The organism is Citrobacter sp. CRE-46 (assembly GCF_059615875.1).
The window spans coordinates 1,219,906-1,236,307 of sequence record NZ_CM184341.1; the positions used below are offsets into that span (position 1 = coordinate 1,219,906).

The following is a 16,402-nucleotide window of genomic DNA, read 5'->3' on the forward strand; positions in this document are numbered from 1 at the left end:
TAATTAAATATCAATAGATAATGGGCTGAGATATGCTAAAAAAATCGCTAAAGATTAGCAGTCAAGGATATCCAGTCTTTTTAAAACTGGTTGATTTTATCGTTATTAATGTGACGCTAATTTTTAGTGCCCATCTGCTGGGGTTGATGCCATTTAACACCATTGCTATTCTGAGTATTCTGTTTTCAGTCTTTTTTTTGCTGTTTGCTGAATATATCAAGATTTATCAGCAAAAAATTAAAACGATTGGTTTACGTAATCAAAAACGGTTACTTTTTTGTACGCTGCTGGCTATTTTTTTTAACGAGCTGGTGAGTATGACAGTGGCAGAACCGGCGTCCCTCGGTTACTTAGACAGGTTACCTTCGCCTTTTTATTCTGCCATTATTTACTGGTACTTCATTCCATTACCTTTTCTTTATTACATTCGCTTTTTTATTTTTAAATATTCAACGAAAAAGAGTATGCGCGTGGCGATTATTGGTTTGACCGACAATGGTCTGGCCGCGGAAAGCGCGTTACTGTATGAGTACGCCAATATCAAATTGGATCTGGCTTTTTATGATGAGCGGGCGTTATCGCGCTGTGGCGACATCGTTGATAAGATCAAAAGCCCCTTTCGTGGCCCGGTGATTAATCTGGTTGAGGAAGCCCGACTGGGAAATATTGACGAAATATATATCGCTTTACCGATGGTGGCGCTGCACCGCATCCGCCATTTCCTGGCTATGATGTCAGACACCACCGTAGATACCTATATTGTTCCTGACTTTTATACCTACAGCAACAATATGTCCAAGCTACGCTCTATCCACAACCTGCAAACCATCGGTATCTTTAGCTCACCGTTTGAAGGGGCGGGTTCGTTTATTAAGCGGGCGGAAGATTTGGTGCTTGGCAGTATCATTATGCTGATGATTTCGTCGCTGATGTTGGTTATTGCTATTGGTATCAAACTCACTTCTCGTGGGCCGGTTTTTTTCAAACAAGACAGGTATGGCCTGAGTGGGCAAAAAATTAAGGTCTGGAAATTTCGCACTATGCGCGTTATGGAGAATTCCGGGACGGTAATTCAGGCCACGAAAAACGATCCGCGGGTGACGAAATTCGGTAGCTTCTTACGTCGTACATCGCTGGATGAACTTCCGCAATTTATTAACGTATTGCAGGGAAGTATGTCGATTGTGGGTCCCAGACCCCATGCGGTTACGCATAATGAGCAGTATCGTAAACAGGTCGAAAATTACATGATCCGCCATAAGGTAAAGCCTGGCATCACCGGACTTGCGCAGATTAACGGTTTTCGTGGGGAAATCGATGCGCTTTATAAGATGGAAAAACGGGTTCAGTACGATATTGAGTACATTCAAAACTGGTCATTATGGCTGGATATAAAAATTATCATTAAAACCATTTTCAAAGGATTTGTCGGTAAGAATGCATACTAAATTAATCGTTATTACCGGAATCGTGATAACGCAGTCCGCATGGGCTGATTTAACACCGAAATCACACATAGGCTTTGCGGGGATCGACTTCCAGGGCAAGGTTGCTGTGGATTATGGTTATAATGATAACGTGACCTATCAGCCACATAACAGCGATGCTGTCGGTTCCTCGTTTCAGAGCGCAGCGCCAGTGCTGAGTATGATCGGCGAGCGCGGTCAGGATAAGTATTTACTGATGTACTCTGGGGATTACCGTAACTACTCGAGCGATTCTGCTGATAACTACACCGATCATTTTTTCCGTTTTAACGGGGCCTGGCGTTATGGACTCAAGCATGGCTTAACCCTCAATCTGGAGGATTCGCTTGGACATGAATCCCGTGGCCGCGGCATTACCGAGGGCTTTTTACCGGGCCAGTTCGAGCAGTATGGGATTAAATCTCCGTTGACGACAAATTTCATCAACAGTGAATTACGCTACAGCTACGGCGCGCCAGAGGGGCGTGGCAAAGCGGAACTGGCGTTGTTATACAAAAAACTGACTTTCGGTAATACTTCTGATGTGCAGGATACCAGTGAGGATTTTTACCATTACATTCAGGAACAGGAATGGCATGAAAATAGTCTGGTAGCGGAAATTTTTGACCAATACACATCCAGAACACGCTTTCGCTATAGCTTTATTACTAACCAGCGTCGCTATGACAACAACTCAGAAAAAGATACTAATGAGTACTATTTGCTGTACGGCATGAAGTCGCAGTTGACCGGAAAAACTAACGTCGACATGAATATTTCATGGTTGTACAAAACATTTGAAAACAGCACAAATTCGCATGATTTTAATGGCCTCAACTGGGACATAAAAGCAGAGTGGAAGCCGCTGCAACAGTCGGTTTTCACAGCCCACTCGGCACAAAGTATTAAAGACCCGTCGGAAGTTGGGGGATACATTTTAGTGACCCAGTATGGCATTTCTTACCAGCATTTCTGGTTAGGTAATCGTTTTTCGACTTTGCTGGATTATTCATACACTGCGGAAGACTATAAAAAACAGAACAAGGATCGGCATGATAAAGATGGGGTATTTAGCGTAACCATGAGCTACGACTATACGCCATCGGTTAATTTTGAGATTAAATATCAATTAGATACATTGAATTCGAATAAGGATACTGACTCGTTTTATATCGGTCCCAACGACAACCAGGAAGTTATTAGAACGTTGGGTTATGATAATTCTATGATTATGCTTAAAGCTAAGGTTCAGATCTAAAATGAAAATAATAGAACTGTGCGCGTTTTTGCTATTCAGTATCCTGGTGGTCGGATGCACAACGTCCAGCCCGAGATTAATGGATGATCCTGCTACTGTTCAGCAGGATTACCGGCTTGGGGCGGGGGATACTGTCAATATCGCTGTTCACGGTCAACCTGATATGACGATGCGGTTTATTTTGGATAAGAGCGGGGAGATTAATTTCCCGTTTGTGGGCGCTCTTAAATTAAAAGATAAAACTGTCGAACAGGTGACTAACGAATTAACTCAACGGCTGACGGGAGATTACTTTACCACGCCGATGGTGACGGTAAGTATTGCCGAGTTCCGTAAATACTATGTTTCGGGTGAGGTGAAAAGCCCGAACGGATTTGCCTGGGAGCCAGGTCTTACCGTCGAGAAATCAATTGCGCAGGCGGGCGGATTTACAGATCGTGCTGACCGAAAAGATATCAACATTCGCCTGTCGGGGAGCAATCAGCTGCTTGAGAATGTCGATTTAACGCACTCTGTTCATCCTGGGGATGTCGTGATTATTGGCATGGGGTTCTTCTGACGATGAAACTATCTATAGTGGAAAACGGCAAAAAACGAGAAAGTACGGTTGAATTCTCCCGCTTTGCCAAAGAGCTGAAAAAGAACGCCTGGAAAATCGCACTGGCCGGTATCGTTGCCGGGGTCGTGGCATACCCATTAATCAGCATGATGTCCTCAAAGTATGTCTCAACGGCGACGGTACTGATTAAAGCCCAGGCCGATAACGTTTCTCCATTCCCACAGGTTGATGGTTTCGATTCAACGCGCAGTGGTTACTATGAAACGCAATATGCGTTGATGCATTCGCGTATTGTGCTTGAGCAAGCCGTCCGCGATATGAAACTGGATGAAAACCCGGAATTTACCGGGGAAAAAGCCGGTAACCAGGGAGCGGAAAGCAATGAAAGTCGGCAGTTGAGGATGGAGCAAGCGCTGAAAACGTTGTCGAAAAACCTGAATGTCATCGGTATTCGTACAACGAACCTGGCGTCTATCACCTATGAATCTCCCTCGCCGCTGATGGCTGCTGACGTTGCCAACGGCGTCGCGCAGGCCTTCATCAACTATACGGTTGAGCAAAAGCGCCTGAAAGTAGAGAAAGCCCGCGAACTGAATTTTGAAAAAATGGAAGAGATTCAGAAGTCGATAGCGAAACAAAAAGAGGAAATGGACAGCTATCTGAAAAACGCCGGGCTGCTGACTTTTCGCGGTATCGATGGTTTTGAAACCGAGCAGTTAAGTATTGTCACCAATCGTCTGGCTGATGCGACCCAGCGTCGCGTTGCCGCAGAATCTGTCTATAACGAGGTGAACAGCGGAGGGCGGTCGGTGGAGAGCGTTATCTCACTACCTTCGGTCTCTAACCACGCCCAGATTCAGGATTTACGTATCGCGTTAATTCAGGCGCAGCGCACGTTGTCTGAACTGCGCAAAGTATACGGGCCGAAAAATCCCGCTATTTTAAAAGCAGAAGCGGATGTCCAGTCGATCCAAAGCCAAACCGGACGGGTTCTGGGTGAGCTGAAAGTGGGGTTACGTCAGCAATATCTGGCGGCGCTGGCGGATGAAAAGAATTATCAGCAGCAGGTGGAGCAACAGAAAGAGATCTTCCAGAAAATGGCCTCAAAACGTGATGCCTGGAATAGCCAAAAGCTGTCGTTAGATAAAATGGAAGATCTGTATAAATCGCTGTATCAACGTACTCAGGAACTGTCGCTGTCCGGCGTAAATGCCGACGCGGTGTTATATGATCCTGCCGTTCCCGCACTAAAACCAGCGAAGCCGAATAAATCCCTCTTATTGGTGATGGTAGTCCTGCTGGTGGTGGTGTTCAGTATCATGTATTTCATTGTCAAAGCGGCGATGGACAACTCAATCGGTACGTTGAGTCGTATGAAAAAACGTCTGAACGTTGCTCCGCTGGGCGAAATCCGTCGTTTTAGCGGAACCTCAGGGCGCGCGCAGGTGCGGGACATGATCCTGAAGAACCCGCTGAATGCCGATATTGTGCACGGTATCCGTACCCGGATTATGTTGGATAATCGACCGTTACAGACACTCGCCGTGGCGTCGACGGAGCACCGTGAAGGGCGCTCTTTGCTGGCGAGTCTGTTAGCAAATTCCTTTAGTTTCGATCAGAAAACGCTGCTTATCGATGCGGATTTCTTCAATACTGACGGACTCTCATCCGAGTTGGCATCGGCAACGTCCGCAGGCGTAGCGGAACTGCTGCGTGGGGAGACCCAGCTTGAACAGGCGCGGATCAAGCTCAGTGATAATCTCGATTTTATCCCGCACGGGAAGACCACCATCTCTTCTTTGCTGATGTTGTCGTCCGGGCACCTTGAGCCGTTAATGCACGAACTGAAATCCCACTATCAACGCATCATTATCGATGTGGCTGCAGTAAATCAGAGTCAGGATGTGCAATTGATCAAACGCGCCGTTGATGGCGTTATTTTCATCGTGAAAGCCGGGTCGGGTTCGGCGGGACATATAGCCAACGCGCTGGACAAGATCGAGGAAAATGATGGCGTTGTGATTGGCGCTGTGCTGAATGCGGTTGAAGAAAAGGACCTTGAAACGCAAGAGGGCCTGCGTTCACTGAACTTCAGCACCGATCAACTGATGACAACGCCAGGCCGCGTATGAGTCTACTGAAGAGCGCCTCCACGATAGCCGGTTCATCAGTCATCTCGCAGTTGATTGGTGCGCTGTCTATCTGGTTGATCTCACACAAGTACGATATGGCTGAAGTGGGGCTTTATGCGCTCAACTACAGTATTGCCGTGGTGGGTGCTCAGGTCTGTACCTTTGCATCACAGCTGTTAATTCCTAAACAGCAGGACGACGAACTGGTACAGAATGTTGTGTTTTGCCTGATACAAAGCACGATTATCGCCTTACCCTACGCTGTACTGACCGCGTGGTTGTTTCACCAGAGCATACTGTTTCTCTATTTACTGACGCTTGCTACGGCATGGGTTCTGATCTCGGAAAATCTGTCGCTGCGCACAGCTAACTTTCGTTTTCTGATCTTCCAGCGCATTTCTGTTTCTGTGGTGGTATTACTTTCGATACTGGTTACGCACCATGTGCAACTGTTCTACTGGTCATGGGCCTGCGCGACGATGGTACTGACCATCAGCTGTATTTTGCATTCGTTTGATATTCGTTTGGTGGCGGCCCAACATTTGCGGCCCGCCAGCAATTGGCATTTTTTTAAACAGAATATTCATCACATCACTAAAGTTGGCAGCGCTGAGGTGTTGGCGATGGCCAGCAGCAATCTGCCGATTATGCTGATTAACTTCTGGTTTTCGGCGCTGACAGCCGGTTATTTTTCCGTGGTCAGCCGCTTCTGCCTGGCGCCGGTGGTGATCATCGGGAACGCGGTGCGTAATACTATTTTTTCCAAGTGGTCTATCGATTTTAGAAATAACACCTTTAATTATCAGGAATATACCCGGGTACGGATGCTGCTGCTGGTGCTGGGGGTTATCTGTACTCTTGGCGTGTTTATTTTCTACCCGATTGTGATGCGCCTTGGTTTTAGCGAAGACTGGATTAACTCCATTGAAACGTCACGCTACATGCTACCCTACCTGTTCCCGGCGCTGGCGATAAGCCCCCTGACGGTCATAGAGCTTATTTTTGGCTCCCATCGCTATTTTCTGCGCATCCAGTTGGAGCAACTGGCGATTGTGCTATTCGCTTTTGTCGTGACGCCCTATTTTTATAAAGAGTATGCAACGTCGGTGATTTTGTTTTCTTCACTGACATTTATTCGCTACGCCTTTATTTATTTGAAAATGAACAAGCGGGCTAATCTGCTGAAAGACAGGCCGGTGATACTATGACGCTGAATACCGGATATTATTTACAAGGTTATACCTTCGTTACCCTGATCCTGTGTGGCCTGGTGCAATACTTTACCGGCATACAGTCGGTGCTATGGATCCCCTTTTTTCTGACCCTGTTGATGGTGGGATTACTGGTGATGCAGACGCGGGATGGCTCGCTGCGTCTGGATGCGCAGGAGACGATTGTGCTGGCGCTGTATTTCTCATTCCTGATACTGGCCGGGGCTTCAACTCTGATTCAGGGCGGGATCACCGTCGCGATTGTGGCCTTTAAAAATGAAATCGCACTGTCGCTGGTGATGATCTGTTTACTGCTGGGATTTTGCCGGGAGTCGCAGATTTATCGCGTGACTCGCTATTTGTACTGGGTGTTCTACGCGCAGATCCCGGTAATGATTTATCAGGTTTTACTGGTTGTTCCCCAGCGTGTCGCGGTGCGTGGTGAAGATGAAAAATGGGATTCCGTGGTGGGCACGTTTGGCGGCGACCCGATGGGGGGCGGTAACACTGCTGCGATGGGCCTGTTTTGCCTGCTGATTATGTTGTTAAAGGTCTCTGAGTATAAGCACGGACTGACCACGTTTAAATCCATGGCGTTGCACATTGTTCTCGGGATCGGGCTGTGTATTATTGGCGAAGTAAAGTTCGTTATCCTGCTATCGCCGCTGTTCCTGGCGTGGGTGTGGATCTCACCGAGCTACGTTAAAGACGTTAGTAAGGTTAATCTGAAGACGTTATTGGTTATTGTGGCGGGGATGTTGCTGCTGATTAGCCTGTCGATAGTGATCCTTGCGTATTATTATTCTACTGCGTTTGGCGGCGATCCGTCGAAAAGTTCGTTGAGTATTTTCATCGACTCTTTGAGCTATATTTTTGACCCGAACTACATTATGTCTACCGGGGAGTTAGGGCGCTTTACGACCTTCCTGTTCTGGCTAAAAAATAACGATCTGTGGGGACTTTCAGGAACGTTATTTGGCTATGGACTCAACGCCACTAACAGTGGTAGTACGGTTTCGCCAGGCTTTCTGAATATTATTTATAACTTAATCCTCGACTCGACTTCTCTGAGTATGCTGCTGTGGGAAGTGGGGGTGATTGGCACGTTACTCTTCATTAGCTTATTCATTTATATCCTGAAAATATGTCAGCCCAAGCCTTTACTGATGCTTGAACAACTGGACCAGCAGGATCTTCAGTTGTTGAGCTTTGCTCCGGCATTTAATGCTTTTGCGATTGCTTGCTTAATTAGCTTACCTTACAGCCAGATACTGATGATTATACCGATGTTACAATTCCTGTTCTATTTATCACTAGGATCAAGTTTAGTGATTCGTCGAACCGTCCTTCGCTGCGTAGGGTAATTGTATGGACAATAAACCGTTTATTTCAGTGAGTATTAAAACGCTCAATGAATCTGAATGTATTGAGAAAACAATTGATAGTATCCGGAAACAGCTTGTTGATTATCCACATAAAATCATTGTGGCAGATAGTCTGTCAACGGATAACACCCAGCAGTTGGCGATTGATAAAGGGGTGACTGTGGTGTCATTAACCGATCCTGGCGATCGTTGCTGTGGCGTCGGACATCAGTTGGGTTACCTTTATAGTGAGGGGGAATATCTGTTGCTGATGGATGGCGACATGGAACTGGAAGAAGGGTTTGTGGATCAGGCTGTCGCGTTTTTGCAGGCTGAACCGGAATATGCAGGCGTAGCGGGAACCGTCGAAATGGACGATGCCGTTAACTATGAATTTAAATCGCGTAAGCAACGCATTAATAAAATCTATCCCGTAGGGGACAGCGACCATTTAGGCGGCGGGGGGCTATATCGCCGCTCCGCCATTGAGAAAATTGGTTATCTTACCAACCGTAATCTGCACGCTTATGAAGAAGCCGAACTCGGCCTGCGTTTACTTGACGCGGGTTATAAACTACGTCGTCTGAATATTCCGTATTTCATTCATACTTCGCATACCATGCCGACCTTTCAGATGCTGAAGCATCGCTGGAAAAGCAAATACTATCAGGCACCGGGCGAATTTTTACGCTGCGCCTGGGGAAAACCCTATTTCATCAACGCGTTAAAGATGGTTAAAAATGAGGCGATTTTTGCTGTTTACCTGGTCGCTTTGTTCATTGCGGCGGTGACCTTTAATCTCGAGCTTTTCGATATCGCATTTCTGCCATTGCTTGCCTTTGTCATACTGAAAACCGTGCAGAATCGTTCGTTATTGAACGGTCTGCAAAGCGTGATGAACTTAGCTGTGCTTTCTGCGGGGCTTGTTAAAGGGCTGACACATCCGCTACGCGATCCGTTGACTCCGCCTGACAGTAAAATCATTCATGAATAACTAAGGCAGACGCCATGAAAGTTTTATTAGTAAATAAGTTTTTTTTCATCAAAGGCGGCGCGGAAACAGTTTATTTTCAAGAGCGCGATATGCTGAAACAGGCCGGAGTGCAGGTGATTGATTTCTCGATGCAGCATGAGAAAAATTTCCCTTCGGACTATGCGGATTATTTTGTCAGCAATGTGGACTACCACAAAGAAAGTAATTTGTTGGGCGGGCTCAAAACGGCGGTTAACTTTATTCATAATTCGCAGGCCTGCAAAAAAATGCTGGCGTTATTGCAAAAAGAGCGCCCGGATATCGTTCATTTTCATAATATCTACCACCAGTTAACGCCAGCGATAATTAAAGTTGCGCGCAATTTTGGCTGCAAAACGGTACTGACTGCGCATGACTATAAGATTGTATGCCCTGCATATTCCATGCTGCGCGACGGCAAAGTGTGTGATGCCTGTATCACCGGCACGGTTTTTAATGCCTTCAGGTATCGTTGTCAGGAAGGTTCCGCTTCAAAAAGCTTATTGCTCTCTCTGGAGGCAACCTGGCAATACATTGCGCAAAATTACCAGACGCTGGATGTGATTGTTTCGCCGAGCGTTTTTTTACGCGGTGTGTTGTTGCGTACGCTGCCGAATTCCCGCATTGATGTGATCGTTAATGGGGTCGATGACAGCCGTCCTCTGGATGAGACAAGCGATGAAGGCTATATGTTGTTCTTTGGTCGCCTGAGCCGTGAAAAAGGGGTGGCAACGCTGCTGGCGGCGCATAAGAAAATGCAGAACAAAGCACCGTTAAAAATTGTGGGCCACGGTCCGCTACATGACGAGTTAGTCGCCCAATACCCGGATGTCGAGTTTTTAGGTTATGTGCAGCAAGGGGAGGCCCTCGATAAGCTTATTAAGCATGCGCGGGCGGTGATCCTTCCTTCTGAATGTTATGAAAACTGTTCCATGGCGATATTAGAAGCGATGGCTTTAGGTAAGCCGGTGATTGGATCGCGCATTGGCGGGATCCCGGAACAAATTCGTGACGGTATCGAAGGGATTTTATTCGAGCCGGGCAATGCGCAAGCGTTGGCGAATGCGATGGATACGCTGGCTGACGCACCAGAGAAAGCGCGGGTTATGGGGTTACATGGTCGTGCGCGGTTAAGTGAAAAATATGCGCTAAGTAAACATATGGATACCTTACTGGCGCTGTATAAAGAACTGCTGAGCAGGCCATAGTATGAAAAAAATAACGGTTTTTGGCACACGAGGTATTCCGGATGTGTTGGGCGGCGTGGAGACGCACTGCCAGAATCTTTATCCTGCTATTAAGCAGCAGCTCGATGTTGATATTTGTGTTATCGCTCGCTCACCGTATGTGAATTACAAACGGTCAACGTATAAGAAAGTCGAAACCTATGCGCTGTGGGCGCCCAAAAAACGTTCGCTGGAAGCGATTGTTCATTCCGTTTTAGCGGCATTGAGGGCAGTTTTCGACCATTCGGATATTGTGCATGTGCATGCTATCGGACCAGGCCTTGTGATCCCATTATTACGTGTTTTAGGCAAGAAGGTCGTTTTTACCCACCATGGGCCTGACTACGATCGTCAGAAATGGGGTTTCATTGCCAAAAAAATACTGTTACTGGGTGAACGCTGGGCGGTGAGATACGCCAACGAGGTGATTGTGATTTCTGAGGTGATTAATCAACTGATCCAGAAAAAACATGGTCGCTATGACGCGCATTTAATTCACAACGGTGTGAACGATCCGCGGTTATTATCTGAGCTGACTATCGAAAATACGCTCTCCCGCTTTAGGCTACAGCCGAAAAATTATCTTGTGGTGGTTGGACGATTTGTCGAAGAAAAAGGGATGCATGACGCCATCGCCGCTTATCAACAAAGCGGTTTGACCATGCCGCTGGTGTTAATTGGCGATGCGGATCATCCGACTGAATACAGCATTCGCCTCAAAAAGCAGGCCGCCGACACGCCAGGCGTCGTGATGACCGGATTTTTACGCGGTGATGAGCTGCAGGCGGTATTTTCACAGGCGAAACTGTTTGTGATGCCTTCATATCACGAAGGTCTGCCTATTGCGTTGCTGGAAGCGATGTCCTTTTCTCTTCCCGCCGTGGTCAGTGATATTCCGGCGAACCTGGAAGTTCAGCTACCTGCCGAAGCCTATTTTAAGGTCGGGGATGTGAACAGTCTGGCCGAGAAATTAACCCAGTGGTTGACAGCCAATCGCGTGGACTATCGTGTATATTTGCAAAACTATAATTGGTATGAAATCGCCAAAAAGACAGTCAACGTCTATCACTCAATTGATAAAGATATAGGTTAATTTTGACCAGTCCTCAAAATCGTCCTCCCGTCATCGAGCGATTCTACGCTCACCTAGATGAGCAAATAGCGGCGGGGTTGACCCCGGAACAAAAAGCAGGGGTAGAAAACGCGATCCTGGCCTCGACATTGGCGTCACGGCATCAGATTGATATTCGCCGGAGTTTTCCTTTTTTCAGTAAACGTTTTTATCTGGTTTTTTTGTTTGGCAGAGATTTACGCCGCCAGCATCGCCAGGAATCGACCTTGTCGCGGATCTTGCTCACTTTTTTGCTGTTGATCGCCGTGCTGTTCGTCACCTGCTGCGTATTGCTGACGTTGTATATGATCAAATCAGCGTTAGGTATTGATGTATTCCAAAATTTTCACGTCGGTATTTGGGACTGGTGGTTAAATCTGAAAAACCACTAGCGTGATTAAACCAGTGGGGGGCGTTACTGCGATGAAGAGTAAATGGGTTTCTGCGCTATTGGGTATGTTCCTCCCGCTGTCGGTCATGGCCGCATTAACGACCGTAACTCCCAAAGCATTGACGGGGCCGTTAACTAATCCGGGGATTGGCGTTGCCAGTTTTCATCAGGGATACGGTGAAACGCTGAGTCTGGCGGATTATCCCAATACCGGGTTCGAATATGAGCGATTTTACTGGCGAGATCTGGAACCTGTTGAGGGCCAGTACAATTTTGCGCGGGTGGATGATGCCTTTAAATACGCTGCGGCGCATCGTCCTGCGATGAATGTCGGGCTACGATTTATGGCGCTTGCCGACCCGGCGGACGGTACTAAAATTCCCGACTGGCTGATTAAAAAAGGCGTAAAAGGGACCTGGACGTCTGATAATAAGACGTTTGTGCCGGATTTAGATGACCCTTTGTTTATCGAATACAGCCAGCGACTGCTCAACGCATTGGGGCAGCGCTACGATGGTAATGAGAATCTCGCTTTTGTTGATATCGGCATGGTGGGGTCGTGGGGAGAGTGGCATAACAGCAACTTCCCCGACCTGCAGCCACTCATGCAGCGATACACCACCGGACAGTTGGATCGCTACGTTGCGATGCACTTTTCTGCCTTTCCCAAAACGCCCAAAATTATGCTGATAAGCGGTGGGCAAAGCCTGGCAAATGCGGTGGCGCGTGGGGCCGGGTGGCGAGCGGACTGTTGGGGCGACCTGCGCGTGTTTTCAGACTCGTGGAATCATATGCAAGATGACTATCCTCAGCGATTACTGGCAGCGCAGCAAAGTTATGCAGGCTTTAACGATGCCTGGAAACGCGCGCCGGTGAGTCTGGAAATCTGTTCGTATATGCAGGACTGGAAGAATTCTTTTCATTATACGCGCGCCGAAGTGCAGGGGATTTTTGACTGGGCGCTCAAGCAGCATGCCAGTACCATCAACCTGAAATCGAGAGCGATACCCAGCGATTATCGACCGATTGTCGACGATGCGCTGACCAAACTGGGCTACCGATTTCGCTTAGCGTCCCTGAGCCATGAGTCAGTGTGGAACAGTGGACAAACTCTGACGTTGAACAGTACCTGGTATAACGATGGAGTGGCACCGATCTATCTGTCCTATACGCTGGCATTTCGTGTAGTAGACAGTGCTAATAAGGTGGTGGCGCAGGGCAATGCGGCGGATGATATACGACATTGGCTCCCTGGAATTCATCAGGTTAGTTATGCGCTGCCTATGCCGGAGCAGTTGGCGAAAGGGCAATATGCGATTGAGGTTGCGATGCTGGATAAATCCGGCGCCGCGAGAATCAACCTGGCCAATGAAGGGAAGCAGAGCAACGGCTGGTATCGTGTATCAACAATAACGTCACGCTAGCCTGGTAAAGCCACGAGCCTTGCGACCTGGCTCGTGGCTGAGAACATCACAGGTTATAACCATTCGGGTTATTTTTTTGCCAGTTCCACGTGTCGCGCATCATTTCATCAAGGCTATAGATAGCCTGCCAGCCTAACTCTTTTCGCGCCAGAGAAGGGTCTGACCAACACTCGGCAATGTCTCCGGGTCTTCTGGCGACAAACTGATAATTAATTTTTGTCTGCGCCGCTTTTTCAAACGCCTCAATGAGGTCAAGTACGGAATACCCGACTCCGGTACCAAGATTAATCACCTTGTAAGCGGCGCCTTTGTTCTGGGAATCCAACGCGGCTAAGTGGCCGGTCGCCAGATCCATGACGTGTATATAATCACGAACGCCAGTACCGTCGGAGGTTGGGTAGTCATTACCGTATACCGACACGGTCTCAAGTTTACCAATCGCGACCTGGGAGATATACGGGACCAGATTATTGGGAATACCGTTAGGATCTTCGCCAATTCGACCCGATGGATGGGCACCGGCCGGGTTAAAATAGCGCAGGCAGGTGATGCGAAAATCGGGCTGTGCGCGTGAAAAATCGGCCAGAATCTGTTCGACCATTAATTTAGACGTGCCGTACGGATTGGTCGTACCGCCCGTGCGCGACTGCTCGCTTAGCGGCACGCTTTCCGGATTACCGTATACCGTGGCCGATGAGCTAAAAATAAAACGATTCACGCCTGCGGCCCGCATCTCATCAAGTAATACCAGCGTACCCGTGACGTTGTTTTCATAGTAGGCGAGGGGTTCTTTTATCGACTCCGAAACCGATTTGAGTCCCGCAAAATGAATGACATCAGTGATGTTATGGCGGGTGAAAATGTTCTTTAACGCCTGCCGATCCAGAATATCGGCGATATAGACAGTCGGTTTCCTTCCGGCGAGTTCCGCGACTCTGTCCAGCGAGACTTGACAAGAGTTCGACAGATTATCAATGACAACGACATCATCGCCTCTTTCCAGTAGTGTTAAAACAGTATGTGAACCAATATAACCTGCGCCACCAGTGACAAGAATTGCCATACAGACTCCAGATTTATGCTATCAAAACGGGCATTGATTCACGCCACTACCATAGAAAACATGCTATTGGTGAAGTCTGGTAAGGTTGTAGTTACGATATCTCACCATACATTTATAAGATATTTTTTTAAGTATAGATAAAAAACTGAACTTGTTTATTTTTGAGTCATAAACAATATAGTTATTTGAGAAGTTTAGTGTATGGACACCATCACTGTGGTTGATCGAGGAATTGATTTTCTCGATCAGGCTTTCATCGAAAACAGTATCATTTAATGTAACTAACTCTTTGATGTAGATGGATTTTCCGTAGGTTTCTGGTGTGCACTCCTGGGTGAGGAAGTACATTTTATTATCGACACTGTAAGGCGCGCCGGCTCCCCGGTGGTGGTGGTTGCTCACCTTCAGTGAGGGGGCAATCCGCTGCCACTCCCCAAAGATATTCTCAGCAGAGTGAATAATGATTTCATTATCCATTGTGGTGGATAAAAGATAGCAGGTTTCATTAATTGTGAGAAACACGTTATCTGTTACTTCAGTATCCGATATTAAGACTTTGATTTTCTTCCAGCGTACCGGGAATTCTACCGACTGAAACAGTATGACTTCTTTTCTTTCTGAAGACTCAGGGATCATGAAAAGCTGATCGTTGATATGAATCAGGAAAGGGAATGACAAATGACACTTTAAGTCGTCAAACCCCTCAAGTTTAACATCATCGATTTCAGTCAATTCACGATCCAGGACGCGGCATCTTAGCGTACCTTTCGAATTTCGAAAGCTAAAAGCTTCATAAAAAACATACAGTTTATCGGCCTTTTCAACAATAAAAGGGTCGGCCTGAAACGTATATTTCTTTTTTAACTGCTGGGCAGTAGTTTTACTCAGTATTTCCAGAGTGTTATCGGGGAATAAGTGTGAGCCATGATCCTTTAGAATCATGATGTCCCACGACTCATGATAGAAAAATGTTTTAATTATTTTTTTTATTTTCGTTTGCATTCGCGCCTGCTCCTTTAATTACCTGCATCTTAACAAAAATCTCATACGAACAGCTAATTTGCTGCTGCGTACATGATATCTGTCGTAATGTTGAATGAATGCGCGAAGACTAATGCAGAAACATCAAAGGCTATTTTTAAAAATTAGGTCCGGGTGTGTTTTTTGTCTATAGCACAAAAGTAGGAAATAATTATCCAGAGCATCCTTGCTCCAGTGGAGGGTTTACTCGAAATGCACCTGCGGATTGTCAGCAAGGGAAACGTAGGTTTTGCTGTTTTTATCCAGGGTACGAATTTCACCGCTTTCGATGTCATACACCCAGCCATGCAGACGCAGCGCATTATTTCGCAGCCCAACAGCAACGGAAGGGTGCGTTTTAATATTGTTCAACTGAGCGATAACGTTCTCTTCCACCATGGCGTTAACTTTATCGATGGGATTATCCCAGGTTTTCTTCTCGACCACGGCCTTAGCTGCATCGGCATAGTGCAGCCAGTGCGCCACTGCGGGCATTGGATCGAGGGGCTGGCTATCAGCAATGGCTTTCATCGCGCCACAATTGGAATGGCCACAGATGACAATATCCGTCACACCGAGTGCGACTACCGCATATTCGATGGTGGCGGAGACACCACCGGGTTCCGGTCCGAAAGAGGGGACGATATTGCCGGCGTTGCGGATAACGAACAACTGCCCGGGCTCTTGCTGAGTCACCAGTTCTGGCACCAGACGGCTATCGGAACAGGAGATGAAAAGCGCTTTTGGATTCTGGCTGGATGCCAGGCTGCGGAAGAGTTCCTTACGTTGAGGGAAAATCTCTTTTTGGAAGTTGAGGAAGCCCTCAATGATATGTTGCATAGCAGTGTCTCTTTTCTCTGTTTGAGCAGGTTATGATGAAGATCACACTTTCCAGTTTAACACCAGCCGACAGAAGCGAAAGAGTTTATAGCAGTTTTGCAACATTTTTGACTGATTTTTCTCCACCGTAGCGAGGGCGAAATGCGATACGCGTTCTGCCGTTCTGAGTTAACAGATGGCGGGGGTAAACTGCAAATGGGGATATTCGCAAGCCTACGCCTGGTAAAATGACATCGCTTTTTTTGCCAATAAATCGGAGTTATAGCGATAGCAAGTCATCATGGAATACCTTACATTTTTATATGTATCCACATCTTAAGGAATC

14 protein-coding genes are annotated in these 16,402 nt (G+C 47.0%); 11 read left to right on the plus strand and 3 right to left on the minus strand.

Going from position 1 to position 16,402, the window contains the following annotated elements:
• Positions 1–32: 32 nt before the first annotated feature.
• From AC534G_RS05830 to AC534G_RS05880, 11 genes are read left to right on the plus strand one after another with little or no spacing between them, the layout of a single operon-like run.
• Complete coding sequence (locus AC534G_RS05830) at positions 33–1,448, plus strand: undecaprenyl-phosphate glucose phosphotransferase (protein ID WP_038632899.1); 1,416 nt, start codon at positions 33–35, stop codon at positions 1,446–1,448.
• Positions 1,438–2,724, plus strand: a complete 1,287-nt coding sequence (locus AC534G_RS05835) for an outer membrane beta-barrel protein (protein WP_137351665.1) — start codon at positions 1,438–1,440, stop codon at positions 2,722–2,724. Before AC534G_RS05830 ends, AC534G_RS05835 begins: the two co-directional genes overlap by 11 nt.
• Position 2,725: 1 nt before the next feature.
• Positions 2,726–3,283 (plus strand): polysaccharide biosynthesis/export family protein, encoded by a 558-nt coding sequence (locus AC534G_RS05840; RefSeq protein ID WP_038632893.1) that lies wholly within the window; start codon positions 2,726–2,728, stop codon positions 3,281–3,283.
• Between the two features lie 2 nt (positions 3,284–3,285).
• The gene (locus tag AC534G_RS05845; RefSeq protein WP_110497080.1) at positions 3,286–5,415 is read left to right on the plus strand and encodes a GumC family protein; all 2,130 of its coding nucleotides are present in this window, start codon (positions 3,286–3,288) and stop codon (positions 5,413–5,415) included.
• Positions 5,412–6,623 (plus strand): lipopolysaccharide biosynthesis protein, encoded by a 1,212-nt coding sequence (locus AC534G_RS05850; protein ID WP_110497082.1) that lies wholly within the window; start codon positions 5,412–5,414, stop codon positions 6,621–6,623. Before AC534G_RS05845 ends, AC534G_RS05850 begins: the two co-directional genes overlap by 4 nt.
• Positions 6,620–7,990, plus strand: a complete 1,371-nt coding sequence (locus tag AC534G_RS05855; protein ID WP_038632883.1) for a hypothetical protein — start codon at positions 6,620–6,622, stop codon at positions 7,988–7,990. Before AC534G_RS05850 ends, AC534G_RS05855 begins: the two co-directional genes overlap by 4 nt.
• Before the next feature lie 4 nt (positions 7,991–7,994).
• Positions 7,995–8,984, plus strand: a complete 990-nt coding sequence (locus tag AC534G_RS05860; protein WP_110497083.1) for a glycosyltransferase family 2 protein — start codon at positions 7,995–7,997, stop codon at positions 8,982–8,984.
• Positions 8,985–8,998: 14 nt separating this feature from the next.
• Positions 8,999–10,210: a glycosyltransferase family 4 protein gene (locus tag AC534G_RS05865; RefSeq protein WP_110497085.1), complete on the plus strand. Its 1,212-nt coding sequence runs from the start codon at positions 8,999–9,001 to the stop codon at positions 10,208–10,210.
• Position 10,211: 1 nt separating this feature from the next.
• On the plus strand, positions 10,212–11,321 hold the full coding sequence (locus AC534G_RS05870; protein ID WP_110497087.1) for a glycosyltransferase family 4 protein: 1,110 nt from the start codon (positions 10,212–10,214) through the stop codon (positions 11,319–11,321).
• 2 nt (positions 11,322–11,323) lie between these two features.
• Positions 11,324–11,731 carry a hypothetical protein gene (locus AC534G_RS05875; RefSeq protein ID WP_038632874.1) on the plus strand — a complete coding sequence of 136 codons (408 nt, stop codon included), beginning with the start codon at positions 11,324–11,326 and terminating at the stop codon, positions 11,729–11,731.
• Between the two features lie 31 nt (positions 11,732–11,762).
• Entirely contained in the window at positions 11,763–13,154 is a 1,392-nt protein-coding gene (locus AC534G_RS05880; RefSeq protein ID WP_110498795.1) for a DUF4832 domain-containing protein, read from the plus strand.
• Positions 13,155–13,200: 46 nt separating this feature from the next.
• Here the strand turns inward: AC534G_RS05880 and galE are convergent, their stop codons facing one another.
• From galE to AC534G_RS05895, 3 genes are all read right to left on the minus strand, one after another.
• Positions 13,201–14,217: a UDP-glucose 4-epimerase GalE gene (galE, locus tag AC534G_RS05885; RefSeq protein ID WP_038632871.1), complete on the minus strand. Its 1,017-nt coding sequence runs from the start codon at positions 14,215–14,217 to the stop codon at positions 13,201–13,203.
• Between the two features lie 63 nt (positions 14,218–14,280).
• Positions 14,281–15,219, minus strand: coding sequence for a glucosamine inositolphosphorylceramide transferase family protein (locus AC534G_RS05890; RefSeq protein WP_110497089.1), 939 nt, complete (start codon positions 15,217–15,219; stop codon positions 14,281–14,283).
• 222 nt (positions 15,220–15,441) lie between these two features.
• Positions 15,442–16,077: a carbonic anhydrase gene (locus tag AC534G_RS05895; protein ID WP_038632863.1), complete on the minus strand. Its 636-nt coding sequence runs from the start codon at positions 16,075–16,077 to the stop codon at positions 15,442–15,444.
• Positions 16,078–16,402 lie beyond the last annotated feature (325 nt).